The following is a 16,483-nucleotide window of genomic DNA, read 5'->3' as shown; positions in this document are numbered from 1 at the left end:
GGGCTTCCTTTCTAAAGCGCTGAAACATCGTAGGGGATTTGTTTAAAAGTAATATTCGCTTGCTTTAAGCGAGTTTCACCTAGTCGGGTAGATTCGCCATATACAACTATTTCCTTTTTCTGGTGCTGACCAAGCTCTGGTAGAAGCTCAAGAACCTTGCTTGTAAGAACATTGCCCCCTTGCGGCCTCTTGTCTCCCAATATTCCGTTGTATAACAGGTAATAAGCGATATCATTGTAAGTACCCAAGTAAGCTGATGGGTTTTCTTGGTTAAGAGGTGTCTTGGTTTCTAAATACCAAATATGGGCTGCAAGCGTAGGGAACTCAATTTCGGGGTTTAGGCAGCCATATTCATCGAAAACGGTTTGACCCAGTTTTATAAAGCGAAATCCACCACCACCTTCCCATTCAACAACCTTAGATATGCCAGACTGGTCATTTTCTACAACTCTTTTCAGGCGTGGCTGACAATGGGTTACGGCTTGATCTCCAATTTCAACCCCAATATATCTGCGCTCCATTTTGTGTGCCGTAGCAGCGGTTGATCCAGATCCTAAAAAAGAATCTAGAACAATATCTCCTGGGGCTGTGGATAGCTCAATGACCCTCTTAATTAGTGCCTCAGGTTTTTTGCCATTCTTAAACTTAACTTCACCTTCCTTGTGCAAATTATTAGATAAAAGATCATCCCAAATATTTGTCAAAGGCTGAGCTGTTGTTCTAGTACCATCGATCAGCTTGGTTTTTGAACTGTAGAACGCTACTTGTTCTCCTGAGAAAAAATATTGAGGTGCTTTACCAGTTCGTTCTGCTTTAAAAAACACGCCAGTTTTTTCTCGTGATGCCGCCAATGCTTTCTTTGCTTCTTCTCCTACATCCTTGTCTGCGACTCTTGCAGTCCTGATAACCGATTCTGCGTTATCTAAAACAAACTCGTGCAATTTATCTTCATATTTGTCTGCATACTTCTTCTTTAACTCATTTACGGGCACCTTGCTAAAATCAGCAAAAGCTTCCCTAAGTAGAATTGTCTCCCAGTTTTCTACAGGCTCGGTCTTATTAGAAATAAACTTCGTGTACCTATCATCTCGATTGGTAGGCACATAAACTTTATTAGGTGACCAAGCACTTTTGTTTTTTGCGTAGCAAACTATAAAACTGGCGGTTGTTACAACACCTGGATTAATAGCTTTTGGACCTGAGGCTGAACTTTGCTTAAACGTTGACATAAAAATCCGGTTTTTCCTCCCAAAGATCTCATCACATATAACTGTTGCGTAGCTAATCTGATTATCATCTAGGTGCAGAAAGAAAGTACCATCCTCTGACAACAGCTGATTCAATAATTCGAATCTCGCATACATCAAGCCAAGCCAGATAGAGTGTTCTACATTGTCGTCATAATGCTCAAATGCCTGTTCAGTATTGAAAGGGGGGTCAATATAAACGCACTTTACTTTTCCTGAATAAAATGGGATCAACGCTTTGAGTGCTTCTAAATTATCACCCTGAATCAACAAGTTCTCGTTGTCGTTATCTCCATAAGAAAGCTCCGGCACTTCCTCTAACAAACGATAAGCGCACTTCTTGGCTTTAACTACAGCCTCTTCTTTATTTAGCCACTGCAATATTGGCATACAGTTAATTCTCTACTTTGTGATGTTGCTTAAGTCGTTAATTTGACAACCCTGCCGTCCATAACGGAAGGTTTTCCCAGTCCAGCGGAAACCCCATTCTTTTGTAATCAATATCGTATTTCTGAATTAATTCCGCTAAACCTTTTGCCCAATTAGATTCTGGACAAATAACCGTCATTAGATGTTGAACAACGACCAAGGTGTTATAAATTTTATGTTCTGTCTTGTTCTTATCATCAATATAAATATTTTCTCGTAAGCCTGCGGGTTTTCCTTTGGGCAATGGCATCTTCTTTGTTAAATGCCTATTCCATAAACGGCTATGATGGGCACATACGTTTCGTACATAGGTTATGTGTTCCAAGAACCCTTCTAGAAATCCTTCATCGAACTGGTAGGTCTTGGATATGTCACGTCTAACATTGTATGCCTTGAGGTTTGCATAAAGGCGAGACAACAAGCCAAGTGACATAACCTCACAACTCACCCACGCAGGAGGTAATTCCTCATCATAGTTGTCGTTGTAATGTTTTATAAAAACTTCGTCGCTGCGCTTCACATGTTCTTTTAAATCTTCAGTATCATGGCGTAAACGTCGTTCATCCTTACGAAGACCTTTTGTATTTTCCAGGTAGCCATGAGGCCCGTAAGTATGGCTAATGTGATACGCCCATTGAGTGCGAAAAGATATTTCAATTCGCTCAATAGCATCTAACAAGTGCAAGCGAAATTCACGATCAAATAAGTAATGATTGAGTATCGTTTCGAACTGAGTACCGTCAGCAAACTGATGAGGACTTCGACTCGTTTCAAAAGGAAGCCAATATGCTTCCAGGCGATAATAGTTGATATGGGATAAGTAGTGGATGGCTTTCTCTCTGTCAGAAAAGCACATCCCTCTATCAGCGAGAAGCTCTAATTGTTCTTCGAAGCTCTTTGCAGGCTTATTAAACTTCACACTAACCCCTTGATTATTTTATTTTTAAAGGGTCAGAAACAAATAACCCGCCAGTTTGAGGGTATTCCGGAGAACATAGCCTGGGCGGGTATTGTTGGGAGTAATTATAGGTTTTACTCCTCAAATTTCAAGCATACTTGAATTTCGAAACCCTAAAGCGCATCACAATTCGTAAAATTTATGGCACATTATTGGGTATTCTTTCATACACTTCAATAACCTATATAAGGCGAACTTTTTAGACTATTCCTGCGCAGGACAGCTCTTGCCGCTGCTGCCCTGTAGCATTCAGTGAGCTATTAAAAATTAGATAACTCTTCTTGTAGATCTTTTTGCAGTTCAGAAGGCGGTGTTACCCACACGTCCTCATCCAAACCTGGCAGCACGCCGATTTCTATCCCGTCTTTCATTAGGCCGGAGACCCACTTCTCGAAGAACTCCGGTAGTGAAATACACTTTGGTGAAAGGTCATCAGTGTCTTTACAATACGCTTCTGCAAAATCTGAGGCTGGCCAAACAGGCAAATATTCAAATCCGTCATCTTCTGCGTATATTTTTAGAAATTGCTGGTCACTATTAACCAGTATCCAAATCTCTTTCTCTTCGCCGACGACACTCAAGAAGTAGTCGTATCGTTCCTCACAATCCAACTCCAGTACGCTTTTTAGTTCGTTGTCGCTCATATTTAAACTCTGTCATTAATTGTGGACATTACGGATATCGCTAATCTAGCAAGTATTGGTTAGGAAACCATTGTCATTCCCGCGAAGGCGGGAATCTACCGTTATTAAGGAACTAAAAGCTGGCCCCCCGCCTGCGCGAGGGTGACATAGATCATATCAGTTAACCTATGGATGGTTACTCGTTAGCTATTTAGCTTGCGAGGTTATTAGATGCTAACTGTTGGTGAATGGCAAGCCCTTAACTTTGAGCCCGGGTATGCAGAAAACCTTTATTTTCCTCCGTTTTTTCCTTGTTCTTTCCCCATTCTGGCGGCGCCCATAAGTGCTTTACTCGATGCCAGAGACTCTGGTTTGGCGCGCACACGTCCTTCAACATTGCCTGCCATTCGTGAAGCGTTAAGGTGATGGGGTTATGGGTCTGTATCTGGTCGGTAATCCCGTATTCGCAGGGCAATTCGTCTTTCTCTTCGACAAAGGTGCCAAATAGTCGATCCCAGATAATGAGAGTCCCGGCATAGTTTTGATCGATATATTCAGGGTTGCGGGCATGATGCACCCGGTGGTGAGAAGGCGTATTAAAAATGAACTCTATCCACCCCAGTTTAGGCGCAACCTGAGTATGGATAAAAAATTGATAAGCCAGGTTGAACAGTACCACGGCAATCACTGTTTCAGGCTGAAAGCCCAGCGCGATCAAGGGTAACCAGAACAACCACATGCCCGATATAGGGTAGGTTGCGCTCTGGCGAAAGGCGGTTGAAAAGTTAAGCGACTCTGACGAGTGATGCACCACGTGAGATGCCCAAAACCAACGGATACGGTGGCTGGCACGGTGAAACCAGTAGTAGAGAAAATCCTGCATGACAAATAACAGCAAAATGCTCCAGACGGTGTTCTCTATCTCGAACAGGTGATAGCCGAACAAGGTGTTGTAAACCACCATAATACCAATGGCTGCGATGGCGTCAGCTGCTTCATGCATAAGTGCAAGTACACCGTTGGACAAGGTGTCAGCCCAGCTATATTGAGCTGTTGGATACTCCGATTTACGTCCTTTGAGGTACCAGACTTCCCAAATAATGAAGCCAAAAAAGATCGGCGCAAAGGCAAACAAAATATACTGAACATTAAATTCCATACGGTGTCCTCCTGGAATTATGCTGGTTTTATTAGCGAGTCTTTAAATGCCCGCCTATTATTTGATGATGACACTCATTATGGGGTATGGTCATTATTCGATATAGAACTTACACGCCAACCTTATTGACTAAACACGACAAACAAAACGACCTGAGATAAACGACAACACAACGATGACAAGTCAAATCTCTGCTGCTTACCTTCGCGGCCTTATCGATTTTTTGCGGTTACGTAATATTGATACCGAGCGCTTTCTCGCGCGTTATAAAATTGATGAGGAAATGATTGAGAACTTTCAATCGCGCCTGCCGGTTGAGCATTTTAACCAGATGCTTTATGAAGCAGAGAGATTAACAGGCGATAGCGATATCGGCCTGCATGTAGGGGAGCAGATTAAACCTAACCAATATGGTGTGTTGGGGTTGTCGATTATGAACTGCAAAACTCTGGAAGAAGCGGTGCAGCGTCATACCCGCTATGAAAACCTGGTGTGCAACGTGGCGATGTCTCGTTATCAAATCTCAGACGGTCAGGTTGAGCTGACCTGGGACACCTGTGCCCCCGAAGCCACACGTCATATTGCTGAAGAGAATGTTGCCAGCTGGGTCACCTTTGCCCGCTGGATTAGTGGTACTGATCTATCGCCCAGTTCGATACAGTTTAAACATGAAATTCCTGCTAGCGTGGTTGAGCATCAGCGCATTTTTCGCTGCCCGGTCACATTTGGCGGTGACCGGGTGAAGGTAACTTTTCCCGCCTCGTTTCTTAAGTTGTCTCTCAGGCAGTATGACCCGATGATGCTGGCGATGCTGGATAAATATGCCGAGCGTTTGTTGCTCCAGCTGAATAGCGCTGACTCATTTGTTGATCAGGTTAAAGCCGCTATCTCAGCTCATTTACAAAGTGGCGAGGTGAGCCTGAGGCATATCGCGGCTACTATGGATTTATCTGAGCGGCAGCTGCAACGCAAGCTTAAAGAAGAAGCGCTAACCTATCAGGGCGTATTAGACGAAACCCGCAAGGCGCTGGCACTAAAACAGATAGAAGATGACATGGTCGACTTTTCAGAAATAACATTCTTACTTGGTTTTTCTGATCAGAGTGCTTTCCAAAGGGCGTTTAAAAAGTGGACAGATCAAACACCGGGCCAATACCGAAAGCAACTTAAGGGCGGCCTTTAATTCAGTAATGAATGGTTAACACGTTATGAAAAACCGGTTTATGGTGCTGTTGTGGCTATTGTCAGGGTGGAGCTCCGCTTCACTTTGGGCGGCAACGGTTGATGATAGTTTGAAGGTGGTAGGAAAAACCAACGAAAATGCCATTTCATCCCAACAGCGCATTGATCGTTTGGCGTTACAGACCCAGAAAATGCTGGAAGAGTACCAGCAGATCACCCTCAATACAGAGTACCAGAATACCTATAACTTTCAGTTAAAACAGCTGAAAGCCGATCAGGAAAAAGAACTGAAATCACTGCAAAAGCAGATCGATGAAATCAACATTACGCAACTGAGAATCATGCCGCTGATGAGCAGTATGGCCGATGCGTTAGAAAAGTTTGTGGTGCTGGATTTGCCGTTTCATCAGGAAGCGCGTGTTAATGGTGTGATTCAGCTTAAGCAGCATCTGCGAAACCCGAGTCTGCCATTGCCCGATAAATACCGCTTGTTACTGGAAGCGTTTCAAATTGAAAATGACTACGGCCGTTCGGTTGAGTCGTATCGCGATACTTTAGAACGTGATGGAGAGGATATCTCGGTTGAGTTTTTAAGAATTGGCCGGGTCGCGCTCTACTATCGAACGCTGGATGGCGTTACTTCTGCCTACTGGAATCAGCAGGCAAGAGAGTGGCAGACATTGCCTGATGAATATGCCCGAAATATATCTGATGCGATTCGTGTTGCCAGCAATCAGGTTGCACCAAAATTGCTGAGGCTGCCAATGGTGATGTCAGAATGAAAAATTTAATGGCAATAAAGACGGTATGGTACGTTTTGTTCGTTTTCATGTCGTCATCCAATACGTTATGGGCTGCCGATAATGTTCAGCCGATTAGTGATTTGGATGAGCTGCTTGAAACGGTGAAAAAAAACCGCCAGCAAGAAGCGCAACTTAATAAGCAGCGAGAACAAGCGTTTATTAAACAGAAAAACCGGCAGCAGGCCTTGTTGGCAGAAGCAAAGAAAAAGTTTGAAGCATCGCAGGTTGGCAACAATCCACTTAAAAAGCAGACCGCTGAGAATGCCGAGCGTATCAAACAGGCACAACAGGCATTGCTGAAAAAGAAGCAGGAGCTGGGGGATATCTACAGCATCTACACCTCAATGGCGGGCGACTTTTCAGCAGCGTTGCAAGACTCAATGGTAACGACCCAAAAACCCGCACGAACTGAACAGATGAATGCATTGCTGCAAACTGATCGACTGGCCTCTATGCAAGAGCTTGAACAGCTCTGGTTGCTGGTGCAGGAGGAGATGACAGAGTCCGGTAAAATTGCGCGCTACGAAGGGCCTGTGGTGACTCGAGATGGCCATGTAGAAAACCGGGATATTCTGCGCCTGGGCACCTTTACCGCCTTTAGTGAAGGCGACTTCCTGCGTTATGTTCCTGAGACTGGCGAACTGTTAGCGCTAAGTCGGCAGCCATCCAGCCAGCACGTAAGAGAAGCTGCCGAGTTTTCATCGTCGGCGGGGCAGTTGTTGCCAGTGGTGATTGACCCTACGGGGGGAAGCCTGATGGGGCTGATGACCTATACGCCGACCCTCCAGGAGCGCGTCGAGCAAGGGGGAGTCATTGGTTATATTATTATTGGCCTCGGTCTTTTGGGGCTGCTGATAACACTTTGGCGCGCGTTATACCTGGCCTTTATTCATGGGGCCATGCGTCGCCAGATGGCCCGCATTGATCAACCCTCAAATAAAAACCCGTTGGGCCGTATCCTGTTGAGTGCCAGCGCATTTAAGGCGGGTGACGATAAAATTCAGTATAAGTTGGACGAAGCGGTGTTGGCAGAAGTTTCGCGATTAGAACGAAGCCATAATTTAATCAAACTATTAGCCGCGATATCGCCGCTGCTCGGCCTACTGGGGACTGTGACGGGGATGATCGTGACCTTTCAGGCGATTAGCTTATTTGGTAGTGGCGACCCTAAGTTGATGGCGGGGGGAATCTCTCAAGCCTTGGTCACGACGGTGTTGGGGCTGATTGTTGCAATTCCGTTGCTATTTGGCCACAACCTGGTGTCATCGTTGGCCGGTAATATGGTGCAGCGCCTGGATGAGCAGAGCGCAGGGCTGATGGCGCGGTTGATGGAATCCCAATCATCTAAAGTAGACTAAAGCACGGATATGCAGGCAATCTTAGCGTTGTTATTTCAATTAATGACTGACATACAGGCATTCATTGAGCAGGGAGGCCCCATCATTTGGGCGGTCTTTGCTGCTTGCCTGCTACTTTGGTGTTGCATTGTTGATCGCTACTGGTTTTACAAAATAGGCTTTCCTCAGTTAGCGCAGACGATTACCGCTGACTGGCAAGCGCGGAGCGATCATCAGTCATGGCGGGCCTATAAAATTCGTGAAGCGATTATTTCAGAGGTACGGATACGGCTGCATGCGCGGTTATCAATGATTAAAACACTGATTATTCTTTGCCCGTTGCTTGGGTTATTAGGAACAGTCACCGGCATGATTAGCGTATTTGAAATTATCGCGGTGAATGGAACCAGCAATGCGCAAAGCATGGCGCAAGGGGTTTACCTGGCGACGATTCCAACCATGGCGGGGTTAGTGGTGGCGCTGTCGGGCTATTACTTCTCGGTAAGGTTAAGGCAAATTGCCGATAACGAAACCAGTAAACTGGCAGATAAATTGATGCTGCTGTAGCGGCAGAAATAACGGACGTTTTATGGCTGCGAGACGACATATCAGCAACAAGTCAGACACCGAACTGGATATGACACCGATGCTCGACATCGTGTTCATCATGTTGATCTTCTTTATTGTCACCACCTCCTTTGTCAAAGAGTCGGGCATAACGGTCAATACGCCTAAAGCTCAAACCGCCTCGAAACAAGAGAAAGCGAACGTGTTTGTGGCGATTAACGCAGAGGGAGAAATCTGGGTTGATAAACGCCCCATAGACATTCGCTCTGTCAGAACAGTAGTTGCAAGACTTCATGCGGCGAACCCGGAAGGCTCAGTGGTGATTCAGTCTGATCAGGATGCCGCCACGCGCACATTAGTGGCGGTTATGGATCAGATCAGGTTGGCGGGCATTGATAACATTGCCATTGCCGCAAACACAGACGTGCAATAGGCGTGATTGCCATGTCAGCGCCCATTAATATCGCCTTAAGTATTGCCAGGGGGGGGCTTATATTAAGTCTTGCGCTGGCTATCACGCTGGCAATTTTTCTGTTTATGAGAGGGTTAATTCATGGTGACGCCGAAACGGTTGAAACTATTGAGTTAGCCGCCTTTGTTGAGTTGTACCGCGCTCCGCCCAAACCCAAAGCGCAGCCGCCTGAACCGGAACCTGAGCCCATTCCAGAAGCCAACAAAGAGCCTGAGATGGAGCGGTTGCAGGCGCTGTCGGTTGAGCCAGTTACGGCGAGTGATCAGGTTATGCCAAGCATTGACATAGGGTCACTATCGATCAATGTCGGCCCCTCACAGGGGCAGTGGGCAATGCCGGCGTTAGGGCAAGGCCTGGAGCTGCTCGGAGAGGGTCAAGATAACCAAGGTTATATCGAAATTTCACCTTATACGACACGTCGTCCCAATATCCCCAAACTGGCATGGGAGAATAAGCTTAATGGCTGGGTGCTAGTGGCATTTAATGTAAGCCAGTCAGGCCATACACGTAATATTCGCATACTGGATGCAAACCCAAAAGGTATCTTCGAAGAGGAGGCAAAGCGCGCTGTGGCACTGTGGCGCTATGACGTAAGCGGAATAAAAAACTACACCGGTGATATGGTATTAACACAAAAAATATCGCTGTACTGGAAAAACTACCCTGATAATGTGGCTTACCGATGAGCGTGCATATGGCGACTGGGGGCGGTTATGTTTCGTTTGTCAAAGCGATTGTACTGCTATCTGTGCTTTTGAGCCATGCTGTTTCGGCGGACTATTATCGCAGTAAGGTATATCTCGACCCTAATATTAAGTTGGATGAGTCGACCGTTCTATCTTTGCAGGAATTGGAACAGCAGATTAACGGTATGACCGATGCGTATAGCAAATCCACCACCGGTCGTTACCTGGCGCACCAATACGTTGAGCAGAAGAACTATGCTAAAGCCATTGAATATTATAATGCCGCGCTTGAAGCAGGCGGACTATCTGAAGTTGTTAACTCTCAGTTATTAAAAGAACTGGCGAGCATCTATGTTATCGAAGAACAATACCACCAGGCTATTGCAACGTTCAATCGGCTGCAAGAGAACTTGCGAGTACTATCGGCGTCCCAACAATTAGACCAGCAGAGTACTCCCGGGGGAATGGATGTCGACTCAAAAATTCTGCTGGCCCAGTCTTATTTCGGTACTCAAGACTACTTATCGGCGGTTGAAACGCTGGATAGTATACCGCTGGGTTCGCCTTCAACTTCAGCTTCGCAATCCAGCAGGCAGCTAGAACCTAACGCTAATTCTGGAAAACAAACCCCGTTAACCGAGGCACAGCTTAACCAAATGCTGGCCTTGTATTACAACGCCGGTAGCTACCTCCAGAGTGAGCGTGTGCTGCAACGATTGATTCAGCTATACCCCAAAACATTCAATTATTGGCGGCAGCTAACGTCTGTATTTCTGCGCCAGGATAAGCGTAAACAGGCACTTGACCAGCTGGCGTTAGCCAGGCAGAAAAAACTCCCGTTTGGTTCTCAGGATATTATATTGCTGGCAGACCTGTATGTTGCCAATCAGGCTGCCGCAAAAGGGGCTAGAGTATTGGAGCAAGCGATGGCCCAAGGTGAAGTAGAGAATAATGAGGCCAATTTACAGCGAACTTTTGAGTACTGGTTGCAGGCCCGGGACAAAGAGAAAGCGGCCAATACCCTTAAGCAATCCATTAGCCGAATCACAGACATGGATCTGTTTATACGCCTTGCGCAATTGCAGATGGAGCAGTCACAGTGGAAGGATATGAACAACACCATGCTTGCCGCTTGTCGCAACGTGTTAGATGACCGGTATGTCAGCCACGCCAATCTACTGTTGGGTGTTAGCCAGCTAAAGCTGGATGATAAAGCCGCAGCCCGACGCTCATTTATTAATGCAACACTGTTAGGAGGGAAGGGTGAAAAGGCGCGGCAGTGGCTGGAGTTTATGGGGGCTGATGCTGCTACCGGAGACGAGTTAAGCGAGATAACCGGCCCCTGCCATCCACAAAACCGAACGGTGAGATACGCCAATATTACCAAGCAACCAGCAGCCAACCCGACCCCTGACAACGTCAAAGATGCTGATTCAGCAAAGCCTGAAGTAGCGTCAACGATCACCGTAAAAACCAAATCCATAGCGGCACAGTCACTTTATGGCCTTAAGCTATCGGTAAAGGCGGAGGATATTGCCGCCTCTATTAAAAAGAATGCCTTTAGGGCGGGAGCCGCGTTGGTGAAGTCGGGTGGTTCTATTGATGGGTCACTGCATATTCTTTTTAACGATAAAATTGCAGAAGGAGAGCCGCTCAAGTTCCGTTTAGCGTTCCCATACAAAGGTAAACCAAGAAACAAAGGGCCTTACAGAGCAAAGAAAGCTGCCGCCTTCAAGTGTACCTACCTTGTTTATAATGGCCCGGGCGCGGGCATTCCAGATGCATGGGGGCGACTGATTGAACAAACCATCGCTGCCGGTTATACGCCAACAGGCAAAAGCAGAATGATCTTGATGATGAACACTAATGACCCCACCGCAGAACCCGCCTACGAGTTGCAACTGGGGATTGAGTAAGGGGCATTGATGTCTGTTCTTAGTTCTTAGTTCTTAGTTCCTAGCCCAGCTGGAAGTAGGCAGTAATGCCAATCAAGATATTATTCACTGCAACCGATGCCAAAATAAGCCCCATCACACGACTCACAACGCTGGCGCCCGCGTTGCCGATAACTCTTTGAATAGGCCCTGCCATTAGAAACAGAATAAGCGTAATAAATATGACCGATAGCATCACCAGAGCGGTAACAATCTGCTCTTGCAGCGAGAAACGATGGTTATCGGTAAGCATCACCACTGAAAGCATCGCCCCGGGAGAAGCCAACGATGGAATCGCCAGCGGAAATACCGCCAAGTGGCCAATATTACCTTGAATCTGTTTCTTCTCTTCGTCGGGTTTACTGTCACCAAAGATCATCGTTAGGGCAAATAGAAACAGCACAATGCCGCCTGCAATTTGAAAGGCATCAAGAGAAATACTGAGTTGTTCAAGCAGTAACTGACCCAACACCAGAAAAAATAGCAATATCGCCGCCGCAATTGAAGCGGCTTTGATGGCTATCTTTCGCTGCATTGATGCCTGCAAGCCCGTCGTTATGGCAATAAAAACCGGGATCGAACCAATGGGGTCGATAACGACCCACAGCGAAATAAACTCTTTAACAATCGTATCCCAGTTCATAGAAGTCCTTGGTTTTCATTTAACCTGTTATCGCAAAACGCTTTTATCGCCGGATTATAGATCATTGACGGCTGTGGTCGCTTGTCTTTTTAGTGTAATCGTTTGTTTATCTGTTCTTAATAGTAGTTGAAAGAAACTGTCACATTCTTCTCGCATGATTGTCTAGACAAGCTGGTCAATATTACTCCAGCTGGTCTAGACAAGTTGGTTAACTAATCGCCAGTGATAATAGATAAGAATGCGAGGAAGAGATGGGCAACGTCGTACAGATACAATCACTTCACAAAACGTTTAATAACTCCAACCGTGCGTTAAAAGGGATAGACTTGTCTGTTGCGAGTGGGGAAATGGTTGCCCTGATTGGGCCTTCCGGGTCGGGTAAATCGACGTTGCTGCGCCATATGGCCGGGTTAACCTGGGGAGATAAAGGCGGTCAGGGCTCAGTTTCAATCTTGGGTGAGACCATTCAACAGCAGGGCAAGCTCGCCCATACCGTGCGTCGTTCGCGGGCCAAAATTGGTTATATCTTCCAGCAGTTCAATCTTGTTAATCGTATGAGTGTCGTCAATAACGTGCTGATGGGAAGTTTAGGCCGCATTTCCAGTTGGCGTGGAACGCTCAGCCTGTTTACTAAAGATGAAAAACGCCAGGCACTTAAAGCGTTAGCAAGGGTCGGTATGGCGCAGTATGCCTACCAGCGTGCCGATACCTTATCGGGTGGTCAACAACAGCGAGTTGCGATTGCCAGAGCGTTGATGCAGCAAGCTGAAATTATTCTTGCTGATGAACCTATTGCATCGCTTGACCCTGAATCCGCACGCACCGTGATGGATATCCTCAAAGATATTAACCAGAACGACCATAAAACCGTCATCGTGACACTGCATCAAGTGGAGTATGCAAGAAAGTACTGCCAAAGAGCTGTTGCCTTAAAGGGCGGTGAACTGTATTTCGATGGTGCCAGCACTGCGCTCAGTGATGAACGTCTGGCCAATATTTATGGTGCTTCTGAGCTTGCTATGGGTAGCGATCAGGCACCAAATCATTCAAGTGAAAAGCCGGTAAATCTGGGTGTTTCCGGAGCTATGGCTTTTGCTGAAGCAGGCTGAGGCTGTCACTTGATGGTCTCAATTATCAACTATCTCAATAACTAGCTATCTCAAAAGAAACCCTTACTTAAACCTAGTGACTTTCAGGAGTCAAACATGATTTTACGGATAACAAAGCGCTTAGTGGTTGCGGCCATGATGGTGGTGACATTGGTTAGTTCTGCGCTGGCGGAGCAAATGAAAACACTCAATTTCGGTATCATCTCCACTGAGTCGAGCCAAAATTTGAAAGCAGTCTGGACCCCTTTTCTTGACGATATGGGCAAAGAGCTGGGTGTAGAGGTCAAACCGTTCTTTGCATCCGATTATGCGGGAATTATACAAGGAATGCGTTTTGATAAAGTGGATATCGCTTGGTATGGCAATAAGTCTGCAATGGAAGCCGTTGACCGTGCCGGGGGGGAGATATTTGCTCAAACGGTTGATGTTGAGGGTAATCCAGGGTATTGGGGGCTGCTTGTCACTCATAAAGATAGCAAGCTTAACAGCATCGAAGATATCTTTAAAAACAGCAAGGAATTAACCTTCGGTAATGGTGATCCAAACTCGACTTCCGGGTTCTTGATCCCTTCTTATTATGTGTTCGCGATGAACAAGGTTAACCCTAAAACCGCTTTTAAGCGTGTGTTGAATGCCGGTCATGAGGCGAACCTCTTGTCAGTGGCCAACAAACAGGTAGATTTTGCCACCAATAATACCGAGAACCTCCGCCGCCTGGAGATTACCAACCCGGAGAAGGCGAGTCAGGTAAAGGTTATTTGGAAGTCACCTTTAATCCCTGCTGACCCAATCGTGTGGCGTAAGAACCTGCCTGAGCCAGTAAAAGCCAAGATTTATAACTTCTTCACTAAATACGGCACTACCGGTGATGCCCGTCAGACCAAGATACTGGCAGATCTTCAGTGGGCCCCCTTTATTGCGTCAAGTGACGACCAGTTGCTACCGATTCGCCAATTGGTTCTGTACAAAAACAAGCTAAAGATTCAGAACGACGAAACACTGTCTGCAAACGAAAAAGCAGAAAAATCTGCCTCTATTGATGCCCAACTGGGTGCTCTAGAACGTCGTCTTGCGGCATTAGATGCGCGTAAGTAGTCAAGTATTCGCGAGGGATCTGATCCCTCGCTTATTGGTGAAAGAGACTGATTATGCAGCATGTGATGACAGCAGAAAATAAACCGACCGTTGCGGTGACACCACCAAAAAAACACTGGAGCCACTGGCTTATATGGGCGTCAGCGTTTTTAGTGCTGGCCTGGTCCTGGGAAGGCGCAGAGATGAGACCAGCGAGCCTGGTCAATGATTCCGGGAATATGGCGGAATTTATAGCGGACTTTTTCCCGCCTGATTTTTCCCAGTGGCGTCTTCATTTAAGCGAAATGCTGATAACCATTCAGATTGCAGTATGGGGCACTGTCTTGGCTGTAGTGCTGGCCATTCCTTTGGGCATTATGTCGTCGGAGAACATTGTTCCCTGGTGGGTTTATCAGCCCACTCGTCGAGTGATGGATGCGTTCAGGGCGATCAACGAGATGGTGTTTGCCATGCTATTTGTTGTGTCTGTTGGTTTGGGGCCATTTGCAGGTGTATTGGCGCTATTTATACACACCACAGGGGTGTTGGCAAAGCTCTTCTCTGAAGCGGTTGAAGCGATTGATACAGGGCCGGTTGAAGGTATCAGAGCGACCGGCGCATCGGGTTTGCAAGAAGTTATATATGGCGTGATTCCTCAGGTGTTGCCGTTGTGGATCTCTTATTCGCTCTATCGTTTTGAATCGAATGTCCGCTCTGCCTCGGTATTAGGCATGGTCGGCGCAGGCGGTATTGGGGTGATTCTATGGGAGAGCATTCGCGGTTTCATGTTTGCCGAAACCTGTGCCGTGATGATTGTGATCGTGGTGACGGTAACGTTGCTGGACATGCTGTCGCAGCTGATTCGCAGACGCTTTATCTAACTTTTAGCGCGATATGCGAATGGCGAAATTGCAGGTTGTCTAGACATCTAGACACCAAACAGCAAGACAGGGCTTTACCCCTGGACAGCACATCCAGATAACAGGGAGGGAAAATGAGATGGCGGTGTATTTAGACGTAGCGGAAGCCCTGGAGAGTGAAATCAGAAACCACTTCGAAAGTGGGCAGTTTTTACCGTCTGAAATGGAGTTGGCAGAGCGTTTTGCTATTAACCGGCACACGCTGCGAAGAGCCGTAGACGAACTGGTCAGTGCGGGTTTGCTATTAAGGCAACATGGCAAAGGCACCATGGTGGTGGACAACAAAATTGAATATAGCCTTCGTTCAAAGGGGCGGTTTACCGAGTCTCTTGAAGAAATGGGGTTAGAGGCGAGCTGTGAAGTCAGGTCTATCCGCGAGATCAGCGCGGACATCAAATTGGCAAAGCGCATGTGGGTAAAACCCGGAACGGCTCTCACCCATATCGAGACGGTGCGCTGTATTGATCAGACACCGGTCTGCCTGATTAGCCACTATTTGGTGTCAAGCCTGCTGCCCGGTATCGCCGGTAAGTACAAAGTTGGTTCGTTGCATCAACTGATCGAGGCCGAGTACCAGAAAAAGATCAGGCGAGATCAAAGCCTGATTGGCGCCAGCTTGCCCACACGGGAAGAGGCCTTGCAGTTGCAGTGCTCACGAAGCCTGCCGCTGATTATTGTTCGCTCTAACAACAGGCTTAAAGAGAGCAATGAAGTGATTGAATATTCGGTTTCCAGAAGCCGGTCTGATGTATTTGAGATGAAAATTAATCCAGAAGAGTAATGGTTTTATCGTTAGGACATTCGAAATGACAGTAGATGCTAGACCACAGGGCGACAGCGCAACAAGTCGTTGCCAGGAGCCACCAGAGGCGATGACGCCAGGAAAGCGCAAGACACCTCGCCAGCACTGGATGAGTGTTTTATCCCGGGCGTCTGTTAATGAACTGGAACGTCGTTGGCAGGCGTTAGTTCACCCGCCTAAGACAAGGCTTATCCGTACGCCGGAAATAGGTCTGACGATGGTTCGCAGCCGGGCTGGCGGAGGTGGCACCCCCTTTAATCTGGGCGAGATGACCATGACTCGTTGCGTAGTAGAGCTAGAAAATGGCACCGCAGGTTTTGGTTATGTGCAGGGACGCAGTAAGCGACATGCAGAGCTGGCCGCATCGTTCGATGCTCTGTTGCAAGACACAGAACAGTATGACCCAAAGCTGCACAGGGCGTTATTAAATGACTGGCTGAACCCGCTCGATGATGTTTGGCAGGCAGAACGAGCCCGGCGCTCAAAAGCCGTAGCCGCGACAAAAGTTGATTTCTTTACCATGGTCAGAGGAGAGTAA

The 16,483-nt window shown here is 46.9% G+C and carries 17 protein-coding genes; 12 read left to right on the top strand and 5 right to left on the bottom strand.

The window, feature by feature from the left end; genetic code table 11:
* Window positions 1-11: 11 nt before the first annotated feature.
* From MY523_RS17475 to MY523_RS17460, 4 genes are all read right to left on the bottom strand, one after another.
* Window positions 12-1,637, bottom strand: coding sequence for a site-specific DNA-methyltransferase (locus tag MY523_RS17475; RefSeq protein WP_250655961.1), 1,626 nt, complete (start codon window positions 1,635-1,637; stop codon window positions 12-14).
* 37 nt (window positions 1,638-1,674) lie between these two features.
* Window positions 1,675-2,595, bottom strand: a complete 921-nt coding sequence (locus MY523_RS17470; protein ID WP_250655960.1) for an Abi family protein — start codon at window positions 2,593-2,595, stop codon at window positions 1,675-1,677.
* 299 nt (window positions 2,596-2,894) lie between these two features.
* A complete protein-coding gene (locus MY523_RS17465) occupies window positions 2,895-3,278 on the bottom strand; it encodes a DUF2750 domain-containing protein (RefSeq protein WP_250655959.1) in 384 nt (127 codons plus the stop codon).
* Between the two features lie 238 nt (window positions 3,279-3,516).
* Window positions 3,517-4,416 carry a sterol desaturase family protein gene (locus MY523_RS17460; RefSeq protein ID WP_250655958.1) on the bottom strand — a complete coding sequence of 300 codons (900 nt, stop codon included), beginning with the start codon at window positions 4,414-4,416 and terminating at the stop codon, window positions 3,517-3,519.
* Between the two features lie 175 nt (window positions 4,417-4,591).
* On the opposite strand from MY523_RS17460, the gene MY523_RS17455 reads away from it, so the two are divergent.
* Genes MY523_RS17455 through MY523_RS17425 form a run of 7 tightly spaced genes read left to right on the top strand, consistent with a single transcriptional unit; the run spans window position 4,592 to window position 11,379 of the window.
* Entirely contained in the window at window positions 4,592-5,599 is a 1,008-nt protein-coding gene (locus MY523_RS17455; RefSeq protein WP_250655957.1) for an AraC family transcriptional regulator, read from the top strand.
* A 25-nt stretch (window positions 5,600-5,624) separates the two neighbouring features.
* On the top strand, window positions 5,625-6,380 hold the full coding sequence (locus tag MY523_RS17450) for a DUF3450 domain-containing protein (RefSeq protein WP_250655956.1): 756 nt from the start codon (window positions 5,625-5,627) through the stop codon (window positions 6,378-6,380).
* On the top strand, window positions 6,377-7,759 hold the full coding sequence (locus MY523_RS17445) for a MotA/TolQ/ExbB proton channel family protein (protein ID WP_250655955.1): 1,383 nt from the start codon (window positions 6,377-6,379) through the stop codon (window positions 7,757-7,759). The genes MY523_RS17450 and MY523_RS17445 overlap by 4 nt, the downstream gene beginning before the upstream one ends.
* Window positions 7,760-7,768: 9 nt before the next feature.
* On the top strand, window positions 7,769-8,305 hold the full coding sequence (locus MY523_RS17440; RefSeq protein WP_250655954.1) for a MotA/TolQ/ExbB proton channel family protein: 537 nt from the start codon (window positions 7,769-7,771) through the stop codon (window positions 8,303-8,305).
* Window positions 8,306-8,327: 22 nt separating this feature from the next.
* Window positions 8,328-8,738, top strand: coding sequence for an ExbD/TolR family protein (locus MY523_RS17435; protein WP_250655953.1), 411 nt, complete (start codon window positions 8,328-8,330; stop codon window positions 8,736-8,738).
* A gap of 11 nt (window positions 8,739-8,749) precedes the next feature.
* Entirely contained in the window at window positions 8,750-9,463 is a 714-nt protein-coding gene (locus MY523_RS17430) for an energy transducer TonB (RefSeq protein ID WP_250655952.1), read from the top strand.
* Window positions 9,460-11,379, top strand: a complete 1,920-nt coding sequence (locus tag MY523_RS17425; RefSeq protein WP_250655951.1) for a hypothetical protein — start codon at window positions 9,460-9,462, stop codon at window positions 11,377-11,379. Before MY523_RS17430 ends, MY523_RS17425 begins: the two co-directional genes overlap by 4 nt.
* Window positions 11,380-11,419: 40 nt before the next feature.
* Here the strand turns inward: MY523_RS17425 and MY523_RS17420 are convergent, their stop codons facing one another.
* Window positions 11,420-12,040, bottom strand: a complete 621-nt coding sequence (locus MY523_RS17420) for a MarC family protein (protein WP_250655950.1) — start codon at window positions 12,038-12,040, stop codon at window positions 11,420-11,422.
* Between the two features lie 251 nt (window positions 12,041-12,291).
* Here MY523_RS17420 and phnC point away from each other — a divergent pair, with 251 nt between their 5' ends.
* From phnC to phnG, 5 genes are all read left to right on the top strand, one after another.
* Window positions 12,292-13,149, top strand: coding sequence for a phosphonate ABC transporter ATP-binding protein (phnC, locus tag MY523_RS17415; RefSeq protein WP_250655949.1), 858 nt, complete (start codon window positions 12,292-12,294; stop codon window positions 13,147-13,149).
* Between the two features lie 96 nt (window positions 13,150-13,245).
* Window positions 13,246-14,244: a phosphonate ABC transporter substrate-binding protein gene (gene phnD / locus MY523_RS17410; protein WP_250655948.1), complete on the top strand. Its 999-nt coding sequence runs from the start codon at window positions 13,246-13,248 to the stop codon at window positions 14,242-14,244.
* Window positions 14,245-14,297: 53 nt separating this feature from the next.
* Window positions 14,298-15,104: a phosphonate ABC transporter, permease protein PhnE gene (gene phnE / locus MY523_RS17405; RefSeq protein WP_250655947.1), complete on the top strand. Its 807-nt coding sequence runs from the start codon at window positions 14,298-14,300 to the stop codon at window positions 15,102-15,104.
* A gap of 118 nt (window positions 15,105-15,222) precedes the next feature.
* A complete protein-coding gene (phnF, locus tag MY523_RS17400) occupies window positions 15,223-15,924 on the top strand; it encodes a phosphonate metabolism transcriptional regulator PhnF (RefSeq protein WP_250655946.1) in 702 nt (233 codons plus the stop codon).
* A gap of 25 nt (window positions 15,925-15,949) precedes the next feature.
* Complete coding sequence (gene phnG, locus MY523_RS17395) at window positions 15,950-16,483, top strand: phosphonate C-P lyase system protein PhnG (protein ID WP_250655945.1); 534 nt, start codon at window positions 15,950-15,952, stop codon at window positions 16,481-16,483.

The sequence above is a fragment of the Alkalimarinus coralli genome (assembly GCF_023650515.1).
In the GTDB taxonomy this organism is placed as follows: domain Bacteria; phylum Pseudomonadota; class Gammaproteobacteria; order Pseudomonadales; family Oleiphilaceae; genus Alkalimarinus; species Alkalimarinus coralli.
The sequence above is the reverse complement of the archived record's forward strand: the minus strand, read 5'-3'. Positions and strand labels throughout refer to the sequence as shown.